This is a genomic window from Pseudomonas sp. B21-015, from assembly GCF_024749285.1.
Lineage (GTDB): Bacteria > Pseudomonadota > Gammaproteobacteria > Pseudomonadales > Pseudomonadaceae > Aquipseudomonas.
Genome location: NZ_CP087196.1, coordinates 5,371,976 through 5,390,627, shown reverse-complemented (window position 1 = coordinate 5,390,627; position 18,652 = coordinate 5,371,976). Strand labels below are relative to the sequence as shown.

The following is an 18,652-nucleotide window of genomic DNA, read 5'->3' as shown; positions in this document are numbered from 1 at the left end:
ATGACGACTCATACTTTCAAACCCGACATGCCACCACCGAGCAGCAGCATCGGTGTCGTGGCGTGGATGCGGGCGCACATGTTCTCCAGCTGGATCAACACCCTGCTGACGCTGTTCGCGTTCTATCTGATTTACCTGATAGTTCCGCCTATCGTGAGCTGGGCGATTCTCGACGCCAACTGGGTCGGCACCACTCGCGCCGATTGCACCAAGGAGGGCGCCTGCTGGGTGTTCATCCAGCAGCGCTTCGGCCAGTTCATGTACGGTTACTACCCGACAGACCTGCGCTGGCGCGTGGACCTGACTGTGTGGCTGGCGGTGATTGGCGTGGCGCCGTTGTTCGTCGCACGCGTTCCACACAAGGCAATCTACGGTCTGAGCTTTCTGGTGCTCTATCCGATCATTGCCTACCTCCTGCTGCACGGTGGCTTGTTCGGTCTGAGCACCGTGGCGACCAGCCAGTGGGGTGGCCTGATGCTGACCCTGGTAATTGCTACCGTCGGTATCGTCGGAGCATTGCCGCTGGGTATCGTTCTGGCCTTGGGCCGGCGTTCGAACATGCCGGCGATTCGTGTGGTCTGCGTGACCTTCATCGAGTTCTGGCGCGGCGTGCCGTTGATCACGGTGCTGTTCATGTCTTCGGTGATGTTGCCGTTGTTCCTGCCCGAAGGCATGAACTTCGACAAACTGCTGCGGGCGCTGATCGGCGTGATCCTGTTCCAGTCGGCCTACATCGCTGAAGTGGTGCGTGGCGGTCTGCAAGCGATCCCCAAAGGTCAGTACGAAGCGGCGGCGGCGATGGGCCTCGGTTACTGGCGCAGCATGGGCCTGGTGATTCTGCCGCAAGCCCTGAAGCTGGTGATCCCTGGCATCGTCAACACCTTCATTGCGCTGTTCAAGGACACGAGCCTGGTGATCATCATCGGCCTGTTCGACCTGCTCAACAGCGTCAAGCAAGCCGCCGCCGACCCGAAATGGCTGGGCATGGCCACTGAAGGCTATGTGTTCGCGGCCCTGGTGTTCTGGATTTTCTGTTTTGGTATGTCCCGCTATTCCATGCATTTGGAACGCAAGCTGGACACTGGCCACAAGCGCTAAAGCAGTACCTAATTTAGGAAGTTCTCTGATGAGCGAAGCAATCAAAAAGACAGTGAGCCCCGAAGGCATTATTCAGATGCAGGGCGTGAACAAGTGGTACGGCCAGTTCCACGTGTTGAAAGACATCAACCTGAACGTCAAGCAAGGCGAGCGTATCGTTTTGTGCGGCCCGTCGGGTTCCGGCAAATCCACCACCATCCGTTGCCTCAACCGTCTGGAAGAGCACCAGCAGGGCCGCATCGTGGTCGATGGCGTGGAACTGACCAACGACCTCAAGCAGATCGAAGCGATCCGCCGTGAAGTCGGCATGGTGTTCCAGCACTTCAACCTGTTCCCGCACCTGACCATCCTGCAGAACTGCACCCTGGCGCCGATGTGGGTACGCAAGATGCCCAAGCGCAAGGCCGAAGAAATCGCCATGCATTACCTGGAACGCGTACGCATTCCGGAGCAGGCGAACAAATACCCGGGGCAACTGTCGGGCGGTCAGCAACAGCGTGTGGCCATTGCCCGTGCCCTGTGCATGAAACCGAAAATCATGCTGTTCGACGAACCGACTTCGGCACTCGACCCAGAGATGGTGAAAGAGGTTCTGGACACCATGATCGGCCTGGCCGAAGACGGCATGACCATGCTCTGCGTGACCCACGAAATGGGCTTCGCCCGTACCGTGGCCAACCGCGTGATCTTCATGGACAAGGGTGAGATCGTCGAGCAGGCTGCGCCGAACGACTTCTTCGACAACCCGCAGAACGAGCGTACGAAGCTGTTCTTGAGCCAGATTCTGCATTGATTGGCGCCAGGCAGTGAAATAAACCCGGACTATGTTCCGGGTTTATTTTTGTCTGGGTTATTGCGTCAGGACGGTTTCTTGTTCTGGATAACGTGTCGCCAACAGCTGCTTTAAATCGGCGCCCTCGCTGAGCGCGTGCACCTCGGCCATCAGGTGTGGGTGACGGTCAAGCAAGCGCATCAGCGTAAACAGCGGCTGAGGCGGGGCTAACTCGCCGCGCTCATAGCGGGAAAAAGCATTGTGCCCACCACCGGAGAGTAGCTTCACCGCTTCTTTCTGTGTGAGGTGCAATTTGCGGCGGATACGTTTTATCTCGGACCCCATGATTTGAAAGCAGTCTTCCAGCAGCTTGTCGCCTGTATCGACATATCGCTGGGCGCTGTCTGTGGTGTCATCGAAGATGATTTCACCGCACACCTTGCACTCCCACCCAGCAAGATCAGGCACCAGTCGCGACATTTGTTTGTAATTGACGGTGAGACTGCGATCGACGAAGTGATGCATGCCGTCGTGGGCGCCACAGCTCATGCATTGCCGTATGTTCATTGGTTTTTCTCCTTAAAGGAGATCACTGGGGCGCCACCGCCGGGGCAGTAGGTCACTTTAATGTAAATCTCCTGATCATTAAGTTGCGTGTGGTAGACGTCCTGCCAGGTTCGGTGATCCAAATAAGTGGTCATGGATTTGTAGAGCATCCTTCTCTCCAATGCATAAATGACCTTTTGCATGCTCTGGTAAGTGAGTCCCATGCTCCGGCCTGTCTCCAATGCTTTGTTAGTAAAAGCGTGGACCCCCATCCTGGCAACCTCCGCCTTGACCACCGCCAAGTCGTAGTGAGGTGTGTTCTTTTCCATAAGACACTTCAACTCTGAGATGAAAATTACCCTTAAAGGGTAATTTTAACAATCGAAAATCCCGCTCCGTTTCCTGCCTTCTAACCCTAGGCGGTTGTCCTCTCGGACGAAGCTGACTAACATGTCAGAAAATTCATCCTATGATTGGATGAAAGGGCGAATTCCATGTCAGACATTTCTCCATTAATTAAACGATCCTTGGTCGATCAGGCCCTGGACCAGTTACGCCTGCGCATCAATCAAGGTGTCTGGACGGTCGGCCAGCGCTTGCCCACCGAGCCGGAACTGGCGACTGAGCTGGGCATCAGCCGCAACACCGTGCGTGAAGCCATGCGTGTGTTGGCGTTTTCCGGGTTGATCGAGATTCGTCAGGGCGACGGCAGTTATCTGCGAGCGGTGGTCGATCCGCTGGACACCCTGAAGGCGCTGTCCCGTTGCTCTCAGGAACAGGCTCGGGAAACCCGGCACATTCTGGAAGTCGAAGCCATTGGTCTGGCGGCGCTACGCCGTACCGATGAAGACCTGGTGGCATTGCGCGAAGCGCTAGGCGTCAGCGGCAGTCACTACCATGGCGATCTGGACACCTACATTGCTTGCGATCTGGTGTTCCACCGCCGTCTGGTGGACGCGGCGCATAACCCGACCCTCAGCGAGCTGTATCGCTACTTCTCCAGCATCGTCGGTGCGCACTTGCGTCAGACCCTGAACGTCACTCCCCGCCGCCAAGCGGTGTTCGACCTGCATATCGAACTGCTCGATGCTGTGGAACAACGCGACCCGGAGCGGGCCAAAGCCCTGACGAGGCAGTTGATCAATGAACCTTGAAACCGAGGGCGCCATGTCCAGCCAGCAGGCCAGCAACAGCAACATCACTGAGCTAAAACGCACGGCGGAGCTCGAAGAGTTGCTGATCGACGCCGAGGCCGATGATGCAGAGGTCCAGCAACGTCATCCGATTCTGAGGCGGCCGTGGCTGTTGTTGCTCGGCCTGATTCTGGTGGCGCTGAACCTGCGACCGGCGCTGTCGAGCATGGCGCCGATGCTCAGCGAGGTCTCGAAGACGCTGGAGTTATCGGCGGCCCAGGCCGGTTTGCTGACAACCTTGCCAGTGCTTTGCCTCGGTCTGTTCGCGCCATTGGCGCCGGTGCTGGCGCGCCGTTTTGGTGCCGAGCGGGTGGTGTTGGGGGTTCTTCTGATGCTGGCCGGCGGGATCATTTTGCGCAGTTCGTTCGGCGAGGTCGGCCTGTTCGCCGGTAGCGTGTTGGCCGGCGCCAGTATCGGGGTGATCGGCGTGCTGCTACCCGGCATAGTCAAACGCGACTTCCCGAAACAGGCCGGCACCATGACCGGCGTCTACACCATGGCGCTGTGCCTGGGCGCGGCCATGGCGGCAGGGGCAACCGTGCCGTTGAGCGAACATTTCGACAAAAGCTGGGCCCTGGGTCTTGGCTTCTGGGTGGTTCCAGCGTTGGTCGCGGCGATTTTCTGGCTGCCGCAAGTCGGTCAGAAACACGGCGCGCATCACGTTGCCTATCGAGTCCGAGGCCTGTTGCGCGATCCGCTGGCCTGGCAAGTGACCTTGTACATGGGCCTGCAATCTTCTTTGGCCTACATCGTGTTCGGTTGGCTACCGTCGATCCTGATCGGGCGGGGGCTGACACCGACGCAGGCCGGTCTGGTGCTCTCGGGCTCGGTGATTGTCCAGTTGATCAGCTCGCTGGCAGCGCCATGGCTGGCGACCCGTGGCAAGGATCAGCGACTGGCGATCGTGATCGTGATGGCAATGACGCTCGGCGGTTTGTTCGGTTGCCTCTATGCACCGATCGATGGCCTGTGGGGTTGGGCGATCCTGCTGGGGTTGGGGCAGGGCGCTACGTTCAGCCTGGCCTTGACCCTGATCGTGCTGCGCTCGCGCGATGCTCATGTCGCGGCCAACCTGTCGAGCATGGCCCAGGGCTTCGGATACACCCTGGCGTCCATGGGCCCGTTCGCGGTCGGTGTGGTGCATGACTGGACCGGCGGCTGGAGCGCCTTGGGCTGGATTTTCGGCGTGATCGGCCTCGGCGCGATCATCGCCGGACTCGGTGCCGGGCGTTCGCTATACGTTCAGGTTCAAAGCGAGAAAGTCTGACACTGGCGCAGTGTCGGTATTCGGGCCACGAATGTCGATAGTGTTCCGCGCATTTGTTGACTATCGTGCAGGCAATCTTTCGTAGCCATTTTGCGCATCTATTTGCACATCCAGAGGGAGCCTGTCCATGAGTGATGCCCACAACGTCTTGATCACCCGCTTCTACCAAGCTTTCCAGCGACTGGATGCCGAAGCCATGAGCGCCTGCTACACCGACGACGTGGTGTTCAGTGATCCGGCGTTCGGCGAACTGCGCGGGCGCGATGCCGGCGACATGTGGCGCATGCTCACCACCCGGGCCAAGGATTTCTCCCTGACCTTCGATAACGTGCGCAGCGATGAGCGCACCGGCGGTGCCCATTGGGTGGCGACGTACCTGTTCAGCCAGACCGGCAATATAGTGGTCAACGACATTCAGGCGCGTTTCGTGTTTCGCGACGGCAAAATCTGTGAGCACCACGACAGTTTTGATCTGTGGCGCTGGTCCCGTCAGGCGCTGGGTTTCAAAGGGCTGTTGTTGGGCTGGACCCCGGCGGTGAGAAACGCCGTTCGGGCCCAGGCGTTGAAGGGGCTGAAGGCATTCCAGGCCAGTCGCTGATAAGATCGCGGCTTGTTTTCTTTCAAGCCTTGATCGTCACGTGAGCACTTCGAGCGAATCTTCCGTCATTGCCGCCGAACCGTCGGTGCCCGCCAGCAAACCCTGGTTCGTCTACCTCGTTCGCGCGGCCAACGGTTCGCTCTATTGCGGGATCAGTGATGATCCGGTCCGCCGCTTCGCCACCCACCAAAGTGGCAAAGGCGCGCGCTTCTTCCTGTCCAGTCCGGCCGTGGCATTGGTCTACACCGAAGCCTGCCGCGATAAAAGCGAAGCACTGCGCCAGGAACGCTTGATCAAAAAACTCAAGAAAAGCGCCAAGGAATGTCTGGTGGCGAGCGCGGCTGCGGGCTTATCAATCTGACTGATAAGCGCCCATCAGGCAGATGGGTAGGCTGCTTGCCGATTGCGCGCTAAGCTGCGGGTTCCTTATCCGAGCGGCGGAGCCGAGCATGTCCGAGTTGATTCTGCATCATTACCCGACGTCCCCTTTCGCTGAAAAAGCCCGCTTGCTGCTGGGCTTCAAGGGGCTGTCCTGGCGTTCTGTGATGATCTCGCCGGTGATGCCCAAACCCGATCTGACGGCCCTGACCGGCGGCTACCGCAAGACGCCGGTCTTGCAGATCGGTGCTGATGTCTATTGCGACACCGCGTTGATCGCTCGTCGTCTGGAGCAGGAAAAGGCTTCACCGGCGTTTTTCCCGGAAGGCCAGGAAATGGTCACGGCGACCTTCGCCGCGTGGGCCGATTCGGTGGTGTTCCAGCATGCGGTCAGCCTGGTGTTCCAGCCAGAGTCGGTGGCGGTGCGCTTCGGCAAATTATCGCCGGAAGCGATCAAGGCATTCCTGGCCGATCGCGCCGGCTTGTTCAGCGGTGGCAGCGCCATACGGCCGTCTGCCGAACAGGCTCGGCATCAATGGCCAACGATCATGGCGCGTCTGGAGCAGCAGCTTCAGCGCGAACAAGGGGACTTCCTGTTCGGTGAGCCATCGATTGCCGACTTCGCCCTGGCTCACTCGCTGTGGTTCCTCAAGGCGACGCACGTGACGTCACCGTTGGTGGAGGCTTATCCGGCCGTTTCGGCATGGTTTGGCCGTGTGATGGGCTTTGGTCATGGCGCGTTCAGTGAGATGACGGCCGAGCAAGCGCTAGAGATTGCCCGCAATGCCACGCCGGCCGCGTTACCAGATGAGCAGTTTGATGAGCCGAACGGATTCGAGGTCGGCCAGCAGGTGGTGATTGCAGCGACCGATTACGGGGTTGATCCGGTGGCGGGTGAATTGCTGTTTGCGGGCAGCGAAGAATTGATTCTGCGTCGTGAAGACGAACGGGCCGGCGTCGTGCATGTGCACTTTCCGCGGTTCGGGTTTCGCATCGACGCGCAGTAACCTGACATCGCGGATGATTGGGTTTGTTTCGACCTGTGGCGAGGGAGCTTGCTCCCGCTGGGCTGCGTAGCAGGCCCAACTATCTTGTGAGCGCTGCGCACTCAAGCGGGAGCAAGCTCCCTCGCCACAAGGATTGTGTGAAGCTGATGGTTATTTCAACGCAGCGAGAACCTGGTCCGGGTCATACCCGCGGATCAACGTTCCATTCACATCGATCAACGGAATCCCGCGTCCCCCCAGCGCCTCATAAGCTTTGCGCGCCACGGCATCCTTCTCGATATCGAACTCCTTGTACGGAATGCCCTTCTGGTCGAGAAAGCGCCGGGTCAGCTTGCAGTAGCCGCACCAATCGGTGGCATAGAGCACGACGTTGGCCCTGGCCTGGGTCTGCTCGGACACCACTTGGGAGGGGTGAAGCACCCGCTCGATCTTTCCCCAGTTCTGGTAAACAACGACCACCAGCAGGATCAGCAGGCATTTCTTCAACACGCCGCCGAGCATCAGTTGCGTCGCTTGAGCTGGTCGGTCAATTGGGTCGGCAGGCCCTTGATGATCAGCGTGCCGGCTTCTTCGTCATATTCGATCTTCGAGCCGAGCAGGTGCGCTTCGAAGCTGATGGACAAGCCCTCGGCGCGGCCGGTGAAGCGGCGGAACTGGTTCAGGGTGCGCTTATCCGCCGGAATCTCGGGAGACAGGCCGTAATCCTTGTTGCGGATGTGATCGTAGAACGCCTTCGGGCGTTCTTCGTCGATCAGCTCCGAGAGTTCTTCCAGGCCCATCGGTTCGCCGAGTTTGGCCTGACTGCTGGCGTAATCCACCAGGGTCTTGGTCTTTTCGCGGGCAGACTCTTCCGGCAGGTCTTCGCTTTCGACGAAGTCACTGAAGGCCTTGAGCAGGGTGCGGGTTTCGCCGGGGCCGTCGACGCCTTCCTGGCAGCCGATGAAGTCGCGGAAGTACTCCGAAACCTTCTTGCCGTTCTTGCCTTTGATGAACGAGATGTATTGCTTGGACTGCTTGTTATTCTGCCACTCGGAGACGTTGATCCGCGCTGCCAGGTGCAGTTGGCCCAGATCCAGGTGCCGGGACGGGGTCACGTCCAGTTGATCGGTCACGGCCACGCCTTCGCTGTGGTGCAGCAGGGCGATGGCCAGGTAATCGGTCATGCCTTGCTGGTAATGCGCGAACAGCACATGACCACCGACCGAGAGGTTGGATTCTTCCATCAGCTTTTGCAGATGTTCTACCGCAACACGGCTGAAGGCCGTGAAATCCTTACCGCCATCGAGGTACTCCTTCAGCCAGCCGCTGAACGGAAACGCGCCGGACTCTGGATGGAACAGTCCCCAGGCTTTGCCCTGTTTGGCGTTATAGCTTTCGTTCAGGTCGGCGAGCATGTTCTCGATGGCCGCGGATTCAGCCAGTTCAGAGTCGCGTGCGTGAAGAACTGCGGGTGTGCCGTCGGGTTTTTTGTCGATCAGGTGGACGATGCAATGACGGATCGGCATGGGCTTCTCGGCTGGTTGAAGAGAGGAGGGCGTGCTCCCCCGAAAAAGCGCCCAGTGTACCGCAATCTCTGGTTTTGGCGCTGTAACCACGCCGTAGCGTGTCCCCGTAGGAGCTGCCGAAGGCTGCGATCCTTTGACTTTGATTTTAAAAACAAGATCAAAAGATCGCAGCCTTCGACAGCTCCTGCGGGGAGGGTGAAGGGCAAATCCGGGGCGCGCGGCGGTCCTTATGCAGTTTTTTCCTGTTTTAGAGCAATAAAGCTGACCAAATGGCTAGCAAGAAGCGGATATTTCCCCGTCTCTGTGCTAGTTTTGCCCGGTCTTACGCGAAGTCACTGCGTTAAGCGTGCATTCAGCATTTGTCAGGTCGAACCAAACCCTGATTTCGGTATCTATAACCCCGACTCTTCGTGGTTATGCCCGAGGGTGCCAGATCCAGAAGATCGGGCTCGATGGCTGACACTGCACTCTGCAATCCATATGAATTTGATAGGGAAGGAACACTACATGGCTCTTACTAAAGACCAACTGATCGCCGACATCGCTGAAGCTATCGACGCGCCAAAAACCACCGCGCGTAACGCTCTGGACCAACTGGGCCAAATCGTTGCCGATCAGCTGGAAAACGGCGGCGAAATCACTCTGCCAGGTATCGGCAAGCTGAAAGTGACCTCGCGTCCTGCCCGCACTGGCCGTAACCCTTCGACTGGCGCAGCCATCGAAATCCCGGCCAAGAATGTTATCAAGCTGGTTGTGGCCAAAGGCCTGACCGACGCTGTTAACAAGTAAGATTTATTAAAAAAACCGTGCTCCGGAGCAATCCGGGCACGGTTTTTTTGTGCCATAAATTCTTCAAACACCACTGATCCTTGTGGGAGCGGCGGTGCGACGATTCGACTTGCCCGCGATGGCGGCGTGTCAGTCGCCCTCTTTGACGCCTGACACACTGCCTTCGCGGGCAAGCCCGCTCCCACAGGGATTTCAGCGCTCAGACATTTGGCTTGTCAGCAGTTAATCAGCTTTTACGCGCCCAGCGTTCGCGCCAAACCTGTTGCTCGGATTTAGTCTGGAAGGTCCAGGCGACGAAGCGGCTTTGCTTCTGCCCTTGGGACATTTCCACGACCTGGCTTTCCAATACGCCGGCCTTTTTCAGCGCCGTCTGGATCGCCGGCAGGTTTGAGGCTTTTGAGACCAGGGTGCTGAACCAAAGCACTTTGTGTTGAAAGTGCGCGCTCTCGGCGATCAGTTGCGTTACAAACCGTGCTTCGCCACCTTCACACCACAGTTCGGCCGATTGACCGCCAAAGTTCAGTACCGGCAGTTTGCGTTTTGGGTCGGCGCGACCCAGCGCGCGCCATTTACGCTCGCTGCCCTTGGTTGCCTCGTCCATCGAGGCGTGGAACGGCGGGTTGCACATGGTCAGGTCAAAGCGTTCGCCGGGCTCGAGCAGGCCCAGCAGAATGTGCTTGGGGTTGCTTTGCTGGCGTAGCTGGATGGCTTTGTTCAACCCGTTGGACTGCACGATGGCTTTGGCGGAGGCCACCGCCGTCGGGTCGATTTCCGAGCCGAGGAAGTGCCAGCGATAGTCGCTGTAGCCGATCAGCGGATAGACGCAGTTGGCGCCCATGCCGATATCGAGCACCTTGACCGGCGCGCCGCGAGGGATTTCGCCGTCGTTGACGCTGGCCAGCAAGTCGGCCAGGAAGTGAACGTAGTCGGCCCGGCCCGGAACCGGCGGGCACAGGTAATCGGCCGGGATGTCCCAATGGGCGATGCCGTAGAACGACTTGAGCAGCGCCCGGTTGAACACCCGAACCGCATCCGGGCTGGCGAAGTCGATGCTTTCCTTGCCGTACGGGTTGATGATCACGAACTTCGCCAGTTCCGGCGTGCTCTTGATCAGCGCCGGGAAGTCGTAACGACCCTGGTGGCGATTGCGCGGATGCAGGCTAGCCTTCTCGCGGGGCTCCATGGCTTTGGCCGGGGTCGCGGATTCAGGCTTTTTACGCGCAGGTTTGGGGGGGCGGGGGGCGTTCATGGGTGTGATCGATTCGGGTATGGCTAAAAGTGGCGGGTATTGTCCCACATCGGCTCGGTATTGATGACAAAAGTGCGGGCAACGCCGATCAAGTGTGGGAGCGGTGTTTGGGGGAAAGGGGCGGACATGAAAAAGGGAGGCCACATGGGCCTCCCTGTTTCATTGCGACGTGCCGTTACAGGCTGGCAATCCGCGCATGCTGCTCGGCCAGTTTGCCCAAAGCCTGTTCAGCTTCGGCCAGTTTGGCACGTTCCTTCTCGATGACTTCGGCCGGGGCCTTATCAACGAAACCGGCGTTGGACAGCTTGCCGCCCACGCGCTGCACTTCGCCCTGCAGACGCAGGATTTCCTTGTCCAGACGGGCCAGTTCGGCGTCCTTGTCGATCAGACCGGCCATCGGCACCAACACTTCCATCTCGCCGACCAGTGCGGTGGCGGACAGCGGTGCTTCTTCGCCAGCAGCCAACACAGTGATCGATTCGAGGCGCGCCAGTTTCTTCAGCAGGGCTTCGTTCTCGGTGAGGCGGCGCTGATCCTCGGCGCTGACGTTTTTCAGGAACAGGTTCAGCGGCTTGCCCGGGCCGATGTTCATTTCGCCACGGATGTTGCGCGTGCCGAGCATCAGGCCCTTGAGCCATTCGATGTCGTCTTCGGCGGCCTGATCGATGCGTGCCTCAACGGCCACTGGCCACGCTTGCAGCATGATCGTCTTGCCTTCGATACCGGCCAGCGGCGCGACGCGCTGCCAGATCTCTTCGGTAATGAACGGCATGAATGGATGCGCCAGACGCAGCGCGACTTCCAGCACGCGAACCAGGGTGCGACGGGTGCCGCGCTGACGTTCGACCGGCGCGTTCTCATCCCACAGCACAGGCTTGGACAGTTCCAGGTACCAGTCGCAATACTGGTTCCAGATGAACTCGTACAAGGCTTGTGCGGCCAGGTCGAAACGGAACTGATCGAGCTGACGGGTCACTTCGGCTTCAGTACGCTGCAACTGCGAGATGATCCAGCGATCCGCCAGAGACAGCTCGTAGGCTTCGCCGTTCTGGCCGCAGTCTTCACCTTTGTCCAGCACGTAGCGCGCGGCGTTCCAGATCTTGTTGCAGAAGTTGCGATAGCCTTCGACGCGGCCCATGTCGAACTTGATGTCGCGGCCGGTGGATGCCAGCGAGCAGAAGGTGAAGCGCAGGGCGTCGGTGCCGTAGCTGGCGATGCCCTCGGCGAACTCGTCGCGGGTCTGCTTCTCGATCTTCTTCGCCAGTTTCGGCTGCATCATGCCAGAGGTGCGTTTCTGCACCAGCGCTTCCAGCTCGATGCCGTCGATGATGTCCAGCGGGTCCAGGACGTTGCCCTTGGACTTGGACATCTTCTGGCCCTGGCCATCACGTACCAGACCGTGCACATAAACAGTCTTGAACGGAACCTGCGGCGTGCCGTCTTCGTTCTTCACCAAGTGCATGGTGAGCATGATCATCCGGGCAACCCAGAAGAAAATGATGTCGAAACCGGTGACCAGCACGTCGGTGGAGTGGAATTTCTTCAGGAATTCGGTCTGCTCCGGCCAGCCGAGCGTGGAGAAGGTCCACAGGCCCGAACTGAACCAGGTATCCAGAACGTCGTTGTCCTGTTGCAGCGCAACGTCGGCGCCCAAATTGTGCTTGGCACGTACTTCGGCTTCGTCGCGACCGACATAGACCTTGCCCGACTCGTCGTACCAGGCCGGAATCCGGTGGCCCCACCACAACTGACGGCTGATGCACCAATCCTGGATGTCGCGCATCCACGAGAAGTACATGTTTTCGTACTGCTTGGGCACGAACTGGATGCGGCCGTCTTCCACCGCAGCGATGGCCGGTTCGGCCAATGGCTTGGTGGAGACGTACCACTGATCGGTCAGCCACGGCTCGATGATGGTGCCGGAGCGGTCGCCTTTCGGTACTTTCAGGGCATGATCGTCGACGCTGACCAGAAGGCCGGCGGCTTCGAACGCGGCCACGATTTCCTTGCGGGCCTGGAAGCGGTTGAGGCCGACGAATTCGGCGGGTAGCGTGCCGTCGATCTGCTCGTTGACGCTGCCATCGAGGTTGAACACCTGGGCTGCCGGCAGCACGTCGGCATTTTTGTCGAAGATGTTCAGCAGTGGCAGGTTGTGGCGTTTGCCGACTTCGTAGTCGTTGAAATCGTGGGCCGGGGTGATTTTCACGCAGCCGGTGCCGAATTCAGGGTCGCAGTAATCGTCGGCGATGATCGGGATGCGACGGCCAACCAGCGGCAGTTCGACGAATTTGCCGATCAAGGCTTGGTAGCGCTCATCGTTCGGGTTAACCGCCACGGCGGAGTCGCCGAGCATGGTTTCCGGGCGAGTGGTCGCGACGATCAGGTAATCCTTGCCTTCAGCGGTTTTGGCGCCGTCGGCCAGCGGGTACTTCAGGTTCCACAGGAAACCTTTCTCGTCATGGTTTTCCACTTCGAGGTCGGAAATCGCCGTGTGCAGCTTGGTGTCCCAGTTGACCAGACGCTTGCCGCGGTAGATCAGGCCGTCTTCGTGCAGGCGCACGAACGCTTCTTTAACCGCTTCCGAGAGACCGTCGTCCATGGTGAAGCGCTCACGGCTCCAGTCCACGGACGAACCGAGGCGGCGGATCTGACGGCTGATGTTGCCGCCGGACTGATCCTTCCATTCCCAGACTTTCTCGAGGAATTTCTCGCGGCCCAGATCGTGGCGATTCTGGCCCTGGGCTTCAAGTTGGCGCTCCACCAGCATTTGCGTGGCGATACCGGCGTGGTCGGTGCCCGGCTGCCACAGGGTGTTGCGACCCTGCATGCGGCGGAAACGGATCAGGGCGTCCATGATCGCGTTGTTGAAGCCGTGACCCATGTGCAGGCTGCCGGTGACGTTCGGCGGCGGGATCATGATGGTGTAGGACTCGCCCTCGCCTTGTGGGGCGAAGTAGTTCTCGGACTCCCAGGTGTTGTACCAGGAAGTTTCAATGGCGTGCGGCTGGTAGGTCTTATCCATGCGCGGCGGGACCCTATTGGCATTTATTCAGGAAAAGCCGGGAAGTATAGCGGGGCGTGGGGCGTAGGGCGAGCAGGTGTGGATCGGGCGCAGATTAATGTGTGGAATGGACCTGTGGCGAGGGAGCTTGCTCCCGCTGGGGCGCGAAGCGGCCCCAATATCTGCAAGTCGGGTGTGTCAGGTACACCCCATGCTCAGGCTTTGCGACTGCTTCGCAGCCGAGCGGGAGCAAGCTCCCTCGCCACAGAAGCCCGCTCGACTCAAGTTTATTCGTACTGGCTCAACAACCGTTCCAGCCGCGCATCCAGCCGGCGTTTGATTTCGGTTTCAATGTGCGGGGCGAAGTCGTCGATCACGTCTTGCATGATCAATTGCGCGGCGGCGCGTAGTTCGCTGTCCAGGTGCAGCAGCGCGTCGGGGCCTTTGCTGGCGGCGGGAGCCGGTTGGGCAGCAGGGGCAGGGGGCGGCGGTTCGACCTGCGGCGTATTGCCGAGGGTGTCGAACAGCATGGGAATCTGTTCCTGATCACCTTCAATGACCGTGTCGGTCAGCAAGGGCGGTTGCAGGTTGTCATCGCCGAGCAATTGGCGGATCGACTCGAGGTCATCCAGCAGATGCGCGGACTGTTGCGGCTGTTTTGGAGTGTCCATCGGAATGCTCAGAGTCGCTGTAAACGGTGATCTTGCAGAGGATAGCCCTGTTCGCGGTAGAAACGGAAACTCTCCCGCGCAGCCGCACGAATCGCCGGATCTTCCACCACCACTTCCGCCACGCGGGCGAACTGTTTGGCAAAGGCCGGGACTTTCAGGTCGAGATTGACCAGCAGATCCTGATGTTGACCGCAGTCATCGCCAAGACCCAGGACAATCAAACCTTCCGGCTCGCTTTCGGCGGGGCCGTGGGGCACGAAGCTTTCGCCCTTGAACGCCCACAAACGCGCATCGAGATCGTCACGCTGGGTGGCATCGCTGCAATGCAGGTAAATGCGGTGGCCCATGCGCCAGGCTTTTTCGGTGAGCTTGCAGGCGAAATCCAGCCGCGCCGAAGGATCGGCGCTGGGCAGGATATAGAAGTCGACTTTGGTCATTGCGGTTCCTGAGCCCTGAGTGGCGTCACCGGAAAGTGACGCTGCTCAAGGTCATCGGTTTCAGGCTTTGGCGCGGTCCAGCAGGTATTGGGTCAGCAGGGGAACCGGACGGCCAGTGGCGCCCTTGTCCTTGCCGCCGCTGGTCCAGGCTGTGCCGGCGATGTCCAGGTGCGCCCAGTTCAGGTTCTTGGTGAAGCGCGACAGGAAGCAGGCGGCGGTGATGGCGCCGGCTTTCGGGCCGCCAATGTTGGCGATGTCGGCGAACGGGCTGTCCAGCTGTTCTTGATATTCATCGAACAGCGGCAGTTGCCAGGCGCGGTCGTCGGCGGATTGGCCGGCGCTCAGCAGTTGGCCGATCAGCTCGTCGTTGTTGCCCAGCAGGCCCGAGGTGTGAGAGCCCAGTGCGACGACACAAGCGCCGGTCAGGGTGGCGATGTCGATCACCGCTTGCGGCTTGAAGCGTTCGGAGTAGGTCAGGGCATCGCACAGCACCAGGCGGCCTTCGGCGTCGGTGTTGAGGATTTCCACGGTCTGGCCGCTCATGGTGGTGACGATGTCGCCCGGACGCGCAGCGTTGCCGCTCGGCATGTTCTCGGCGCAGGCCAGGATGCACACCAGGTTGATCGGCAATTTCAGCTCAAGCACGGCACGCAGGGTGCCGAACACGCTGGCGGAGCCGCCCATGTCGTACTTCATTTCATCCATGCCGGCGCCGGGCTTGAGGCTGATGCCGCCGGTGTCGAAGGTGATGCCTTTGCCGACTAGTGCGTACGGCTTCTCGGATTTCTTGCCGCCGTTGTATTGCATGACGATCAGGCGCGGTGGCTGGGCGCTGCCCTGGCCGACGGCGTAGAACGAGCCCATGCCCAGGTCCTTGATCTTCTTCTCATCGAGGACTTCGACTTTCAGGTTCTTGAATTCTTTGCCCAGGCCCTTGGCTTGCTCGCCAAGGAACGTCGGGTGGCAGATGTTGGGCGGCAGGTTGCCCAGATTACGGGTGAAGGCCATGCCGTTGGCGATCGCGGTGGCGTGGGCCACCGCGCGTTCGACTTCAGCCTGTGCAGCCTTGATGGTCACTAGAGTGACCTTCTTCAGGGAGCGCGGGTCGGCTTTCTGGCTCTTGAACTGGTCGAAGGTGTACTCGCCGTCCACCAGGGTTTCGGCCAGCAGGCGGGTCTTGCCATAGCTGTCACGACCCTTGACCACCACTTCGTCCAGCGCCAGCACTGCATCGCTGCCACCCAGGCCTTTCAGGGTATTGAGGATGCCGGCGATGATTTTGCGGAACGGGCGATCGCCCAGTTCTTCATCCTTGCCCACGCCCACCAGCAGCACGCGTTCGGCCTTGAGGTTGGGCAGGCTGTGCAGCAACAGGCTTTGGCCGACTTTGCCGGCCAGGTCGCCGCGCTTGAGCACCGCACTGATGGCGCCGCCGCTCAGTTCGTCGAGTTGTTTGGCAACGCTGCCGAGCTTGCGGTCTTCGCGGACGGAGACCACCAGTGTGGCGGTCTTCAACGTTTCCGGGCTAACGCTTTTTACAACCAGTTCCATGTCCGGGTCCCTGAATTAATGGTCAAAGTGCGCGACGCGCAGAGGCTTGCTTATAAGTAGAAAGAAGCCGGTGCATTGCCCGCGACAAAGGCCGCAGTTTGAACCTCGCTGCCTGCGCCTGACAACCCTCGGTTGCGCGAACTTCAGTGGTTCAGGCGCCTGCTTGAGCATGCGCAGTGACAGGCGCACCCAATCACAGGATAATGCGCCATCTTTTTCGGCGGCTCTGCCCTGCGGGCCGGCTGATATGTTTGTTTGTTTGGCCGCTTAGCCTGACAACCCTGGAGTGTCTGGTTTGATTGTCTTCCGTTATCTATCCCGCGAAGTCCTGTTGACCTTGAGCGCCGTCAGCGCCGTGCTGCTGGTCATCATCATGAGCGGACGCTTTATCAAATACCTCGCCCAGGCGGCCTCAGGCCTTCTGGATCCTGGGTCGTTGTTCCTGATCATGGGGTTCCGTCTGCCGGGTTTCCTGCAGTTGATCCTGCCTTTGGGGTTGTTTCTCGGGATTTTGCTGGCCTACGGTCGTCTTTATCTTGAAAGTGAAATGACCGTGTTGTCTGCCACTGGCATGAGTCAACAGCGTCTGTTCGCCATGACCCTTTTTCCGGCCACCCTGGTTGCGCTGGTGGTGGCGTGGCTGAGCCTGAGCCTGGCGCCACAAGGTGCCAACCAGTTCCAGCTGCTGCTGAACAAGCAGGACGCGATGACTGAGTTCGATACCCTCGAACCAGGCCGCTTCCAGGCCTTGCGCGACGGCACTCGAGTGACCTACACCGAACAACTGTCGGATGACCGCATCAATCTGGGCGGCGTGTTCATTTCGCAAAAAAATATAAATTCCGACAAAAAGGATCGCGGGATTTCCGTGCTGGTGGCCGAGAAGGGCCGTCAGGAAATTCGCCCCGACGGCAATCGGTATCTGATTCTCGACAACGGCTACCGCTACGACGGTAATCCGGGGCAGGCCGACTACCGCGCCATCAAATACGACGAGTACGGTGTATTGCTGCCCAAGCCGGAAGTCAGTGACGAAGTGACCGACCGCGATGCGATGCCCACCAGCTCCTTGCTGGGCAATGATGACCTCCGCTCGCGTACCGAACTGCAATGGCGTCTGTCCCTGCCGTTGCTGGTCTTCATCGTGACCCTGATGGCGGTGCCGCTGTCGCGCGTCAATCCGCGTCAGGGCCGTTTCCTCAAGCTGCTGCCGGCGATTCTTCTTTATATGGCTTACCTGACCATCCTGATTGCCGCTCGCGGTGCCCTCGAGAAGGGCAAGATCCCGTCAGCATTGGGCTTGTGGTGGGTGCATGCGATCTTCCTGGCCATCGGCCTGGGCTTGCTGTACTGGGAGCCGCTGCGCTTGAAAATGGCGAGTCGCCGCAGTGCGCTGGAGGTGGCCCGTGGATAAGCTCGATCGCTACATCGGTAGCAGCGTGTTCGTCGCGATCCTGGCAGTGCTGGGGATCATCCTCGGTCTGGCCACGCTGTTTGCCTTCATCGATGAAATGAGTGAGGTCAGCGATACCTACACGCTGATGGATGTCCTGAGCTATGTGCTGTTGACCGCTCCACGCCGTCTGTACGACATGTTGCCGATGGCGGCGCTGATCGGTTGCCTGATCGGCCTCGGCAGCCTGGCCAGCCACAGCGAGCTGACCATCATGCGCGCCGCGGGCGTGTCGCTCGGGCGGATCGTCTGGGCTGTCATGAAGCCGATGCTGCTTTTGATGGCGGTGGGGCTGGTGATTGGCGAATACGTCGCGCCGGCCACGGAAGTCACCGCTCAGGCCAACCGCTCGCTGGCCCAGGGCAGTGGCGATGCGCAAAGCGCCAAGCACGGTCTGTGGCATCGCCAGGGTGACGAGTTCATTCACGTCAACTCTGTGCAACCTAATGGTTTGCTGTATGGCGTGACCCGTTATCGCTTCGACGATCAACGCCACATGTTGTCTTCGAGCTTCGCCAAACGCGCGGAATTCGACACGGATCACTGGCAGCTGACGGATGTCACGACCACGTTGTTCCATGACAAGAGCACCGAAGTGGTGACTGCCCCGGTAGAGCGCTGGGAAGTAGCCCTGAGCCCGCAGCTGCTGAGTACCGTGGTAATGGCGCCCGAGTCGTTGTCGATCAGCGGTCTGTGGAGTTATATCCACTACCTGGCTGACCAGGGGCTGAGCAACGGTCGTTACTGGCTGGCGTTTTGGGTCAAGGTGTTGCAGCCGCTGGTGACCGCTGCATTGGTGTTGATGGCGATTTCCTTCATCTTCGGTCCGCTGCGTTCGGTAACCCTTGGTCAGCGGGTCTTCACCGGCGTGCTGGTTGGCTTCACCTTCCGCATCGTCCAGGATTTGCTCGGGCCTTCGAGCCAGGTATTCGGTTTCTCGCCGCTGTTTGCGGTGCTGGTGCCGGCCGGTGTCTGCGCCCTGGCCGGGGTCTGGTTGTTGCGTCGGGCCGGTTGATCGCGGGTTTTTCCGGTCTTGCTTGTCACTCAAAACGCCCCTGTCGCAAGACCGGGGCGTTTTTGTAGGCGCCGTCTGACCTGCGAACGTGACGCTTGCGCCGTGGATCAGGTACAATTCCC

Annotated in this window: 19 protein-coding genes; 10 read left to right on the top strand and 9 right to left on the bottom strand. The window is 59.7% G+C overall.

From position 1 onward, the window contains the following. Positions 1–1,098 (top strand): amino acid ABC transporter permease, encoded by a 1,098-nt coding sequence (locus LOY38_RS24720; protein WP_123358171.1) that lies wholly within the window; start codon positions 1–3, stop codon positions 1,096–1,098. 28 nt (positions 1,099–1,126) lie between these two features. Further along, positions 1,127–1,891, top strand: coding sequence for an amino acid ABC transporter ATP-binding protein (locus tag LOY38_RS24715; RefSeq protein WP_258697449.1), 765 nt, complete (start codon positions 1,127–1,129; stop codon positions 1,889–1,891). Positions 1,892–1,948: 57 nt separating this feature from the next. Here LOY38_RS24715 and LOY38_RS24710 read toward each other — a convergent pair whose 3' ends face one another. Beyond that, positions 1,949–2,437 (bottom strand): type II toxin-antitoxin system MqsA family antitoxin, encoded by a 489-nt coding sequence (locus LOY38_RS24710; protein WP_258697448.1) that lies wholly within the window; start codon positions 2,435–2,437, stop codon positions 1,949–1,951. Further along, on the bottom strand, positions 2,434–2,745 hold the full coding sequence (locus tag LOY38_RS24705; RefSeq protein WP_258697447.1) for a type II toxin-antitoxin system MqsR family toxin: 312 nt from the start codon (positions 2,743–2,745) through the stop codon (positions 2,434–2,436). Before LOY38_RS24705 ends, LOY38_RS24710 begins: the two co-directional genes overlap by 4 nt. A 165-nt stretch (positions 2,746–2,910) precedes the next feature. Between LOY38_RS24705 and LOY38_RS24700 the strand changes: the two genes are divergently transcribed. The 5 genes from LOY38_RS24700 to LOY38_RS24680 all read left to right on the top strand — a co-directional run bounded on the left by LOY38_RS24700 (position 2,911) and on the right by LOY38_RS24680 (position 6,859). After that, entirely contained in the window at positions 2,911–3,570 is a 660-nt protein-coding gene (locus LOY38_RS24700; RefSeq protein WP_258697446.1) for a FadR/GntR family transcriptional regulator, read from the top strand. Beyond that, positions 3,560–4,876, top strand: a complete 1,317-nt coding sequence (locus LOY38_RS24695) for a CynX/NimT family MFS transporter (protein WP_258697445.1) — start codon at positions 3,560–3,562, stop codon at positions 4,874–4,876. The genes LOY38_RS24700 and LOY38_RS24695 overlap by 11 nt, the downstream gene beginning before the upstream one ends. 127 nt (positions 4,877–5,003) lie before the next feature. Then, the gene (locus tag LOY38_RS24690; protein ID WP_258697444.1) at positions 5,004–5,474 is read left to right on the top strand and encodes a nuclear transport factor 2 family protein; all 471 of its coding nucleotides are present in this window, start codon (positions 5,004–5,006) and stop codon (positions 5,472–5,474) included. A gap of 40 nt (positions 5,475–5,514) precedes the next feature. Next, complete coding sequence (locus LOY38_RS24685) at positions 5,515–5,835, top strand: GIY-YIG nuclease family protein (RefSeq protein WP_258697443.1); 321 nt, start codon at positions 5,515–5,517, stop codon at positions 5,833–5,835. 88 nt (positions 5,836–5,923) lie between these two features. Then, positions 5,924–6,859 (top strand): glutathione S-transferase family protein, encoded by a 936-nt coding sequence (locus LOY38_RS24680; protein ID WP_258697442.1) that lies wholly within the window; start codon positions 5,924–5,926, stop codon positions 6,857–6,859. A gap of 150 nt (positions 6,860–7,009) precedes the next feature. Here LOY38_RS24680 and LOY38_RS24675 read toward each other — a convergent pair whose 3' ends face one another. Then, positions 7,010–7,360, bottom strand: a complete 351-nt coding sequence (locus LOY38_RS24675; RefSeq protein ID WP_258697441.1) for a glutaredoxin family protein — start codon at positions 7,358–7,360, stop codon at positions 7,010–7,012. Further along, complete coding sequence (yejK, locus tag LOY38_RS24670; protein ID WP_258697440.1) at positions 7,360–8,364, bottom strand: nucleoid-associated protein YejK; 1,005 nt, start codon at positions 8,362–8,364, stop codon at positions 7,360–7,362. Before yejK ends, LOY38_RS24675 begins: the two co-directional genes overlap by 1 nt. Positions 8,365–8,871: 507 nt before the next feature. On the opposite strand from yejK, the gene LOY38_RS24665 reads away from it, so the two are divergent. Further along, positions 8,872–9,153: an HU family DNA-binding protein gene (locus LOY38_RS24665; protein ID WP_258697439.1), complete on the top strand. Its 282-nt coding sequence runs from the start codon at positions 8,872–8,874 to the stop codon at positions 9,151–9,153. 226 nt (positions 9,154–9,379) lie between these two features. Here LOY38_RS24665 and rlmF read toward each other — a convergent pair whose 3' ends face one another. The 5 genes from rlmF to LOY38_RS24640 form a co-directional block, all read right to left on the bottom strand. Next, on the bottom strand, positions 9,380–10,402 hold the full coding sequence (gene rlmF, locus LOY38_RS24660) for a 23S rRNA (adenine(1618)-N(6))-methyltransferase RlmF (protein ID WP_258697438.1): 1,023 nt from the start codon (positions 10,400–10,402) through the stop codon (positions 9,380–9,382). Between the two features lie 175 nt (positions 10,403–10,577). Continuing rightward, positions 10,578–13,424 carry a valine--tRNA ligase gene (locus tag LOY38_RS24655; RefSeq protein WP_258697437.1) on the bottom strand — a complete coding sequence of 949 codons (2,847 nt, stop codon included), beginning with the start codon at positions 13,422–13,424 and terminating at the stop codon, positions 10,578–10,580. 266 nt (positions 13,425–13,690) lie between these two features. Next, positions 13,691–14,074 carry a DNA polymerase III subunit chi gene (locus tag LOY38_RS24650; protein WP_258697436.1) on the bottom strand — a complete coding sequence of 128 codons (384 nt, stop codon included), beginning with the start codon at positions 14,072–14,074 and terminating at the stop codon, positions 13,691–13,693. 8 nt (positions 14,075–14,082) lie between these two features. Continuing rightward, positions 14,083–14,511, bottom strand: a complete 429-nt coding sequence (locus tag LOY38_RS24645) for a DNA polymerase III subunit chi (protein WP_258697435.1) — start codon at positions 14,509–14,511, stop codon at positions 14,083–14,085. Positions 14,512–14,571: 60 nt separating this feature from the next. Continuing rightward, positions 14,572–16,062 (bottom strand): leucyl aminopeptidase, encoded by a 1,491-nt coding sequence (locus LOY38_RS24640; protein WP_258697434.1) that lies wholly within the window; start codon positions 16,060–16,062, stop codon positions 14,572–14,574. A gap of 295 nt (positions 16,063–16,357) precedes the next feature. On the opposite strand from LOY38_RS24640, the gene lptF reads away from it, so the two are divergent. Further along, positions 16,358–17,476, top strand: a complete 1,119-nt coding sequence (gene lptF, locus LOY38_RS24635) for an LPS export ABC transporter permease LptF (RefSeq protein WP_258697433.1) — start codon at positions 16,358–16,360, stop codon at positions 17,474–17,476. Then, positions 17,469–18,530 (top strand): LPS export ABC transporter permease LptG, encoded by a 1,062-nt coding sequence (lptG, locus tag LOY38_RS24630; protein ID WP_258697432.1) that lies wholly within the window; start codon positions 17,469–17,471, stop codon positions 18,528–18,530. The genes lptF and lptG overlap by 8 nt, the downstream gene beginning before the upstream one ends. The last annotated feature ends 122 nt before the right edge of the window (positions 18,531–18,652 follow it).

Excerpts from the sequence above, each read along its gene's own strand:
- LOY38_RS24650 (WP_258697436.1), bottom strand. The coding sequence starts at position 14,074 with ATGGACACTCCAAAACAGCCGCAACAGTCCGCGCATCTGCTGGATGAC.
- LOY38_RS24665 (WP_258697439.1), top strand. The coding sequence starts at position 8,872 with ATGGCTCTTACTAAAGACCAACTGATCGCCGACATCGCTGAAGCTATC.
- LOY38_RS24710 (WP_258697448.1), bottom strand. The coding sequence starts at position 2,437 with ATGAACATACGGCAATGCATGAGCTGTGGCGCCCACGACGGCATGCAT.
- rlmF (WP_258697438.1), bottom strand. The coding sequence starts at position 10,402 with ATGAACGCCCCCCGCCCCCCCAAACCTGCGCGTAAAAAGCCTGAATCC.
- LOY38_RS24715 (WP_258697449.1), top strand. The coding sequence starts at position 1,127 with ATGAGCGAAGCAATCAAAAAGACAGTGAGCCCCGAAGGCATTATTCAG.
- LOY38_RS24645 (WP_258697435.1), bottom strand. The coding sequence starts at position 14,511 with ATGACCAAAGTCGACTTCTATATCCTGCCCAGCGCCGATCCTTCGGCG.
- yejK (WP_258697440.1), bottom strand. The coding sequence starts at position 8,364 with ATGCCGATCCGTCATTGCATCGTCCACCTGATCGACAAAAAACCCGAC.
- LOY38_RS24655 (WP_258697437.1), bottom strand. The coding sequence starts at position 13,424 with ATGGATAAGACCTACCAGCCGCACGCCATTGAAACTTCCTGGTACAAC.
- LOY38_RS24640 (WP_258697434.1), bottom strand. The coding sequence starts at position 16,062 with ATGGAACTGGTTGTAAAAAGCGTTAGCCCGGAAACGTTGAAGACCGCC.
- LOY38_RS24680 (WP_258697442.1), top strand. The coding sequence starts at position 5,924 with ATGTCCGAGTTGATTCTGCATCATTACCCGACGTCCCCTTTCGCTGAA.
- LOY38_RS24720 (WP_123358171.1), top strand. The coding sequence starts at position 1 with ATGACGACTCATACTTTCAAACCCGACATGCCACCACCGAGCAGCAGC.
- LOY38_RS24690 (WP_258697444.1), top strand. The coding sequence starts at position 5,004 with ATGAGTGATGCCCACAACGTCTTGATCACCCGCTTCTACCAAGCTTTC.
- LOY38_RS24705 (WP_258697447.1), bottom strand. The coding sequence starts at position 2,745 with ATGGAAAAGAACACACCTCACTACGACTTGGCGGTGGTCAAGGCGGAG.
- LOY38_RS24695 (WP_258697445.1), top strand. The coding sequence starts at position 3,560 with ATGAACCTTGAAACCGAGGGCGCCATGTCCAGCCAGCAGGCCAGCAAC.
- LOY38_RS24675 (WP_258697441.1), bottom strand. The coding sequence starts at position 7,360 with ATGCTCGGCGGCGTGTTGAAGAAATGCCTGCTGATCCTGCTGGTGGTC.
- LOY38_RS24700 (WP_258697446.1), top strand. The coding sequence starts at position 2,911 with ATGTCAGACATTTCTCCATTAATTAAACGATCCTTGGTCGATCAGGCC.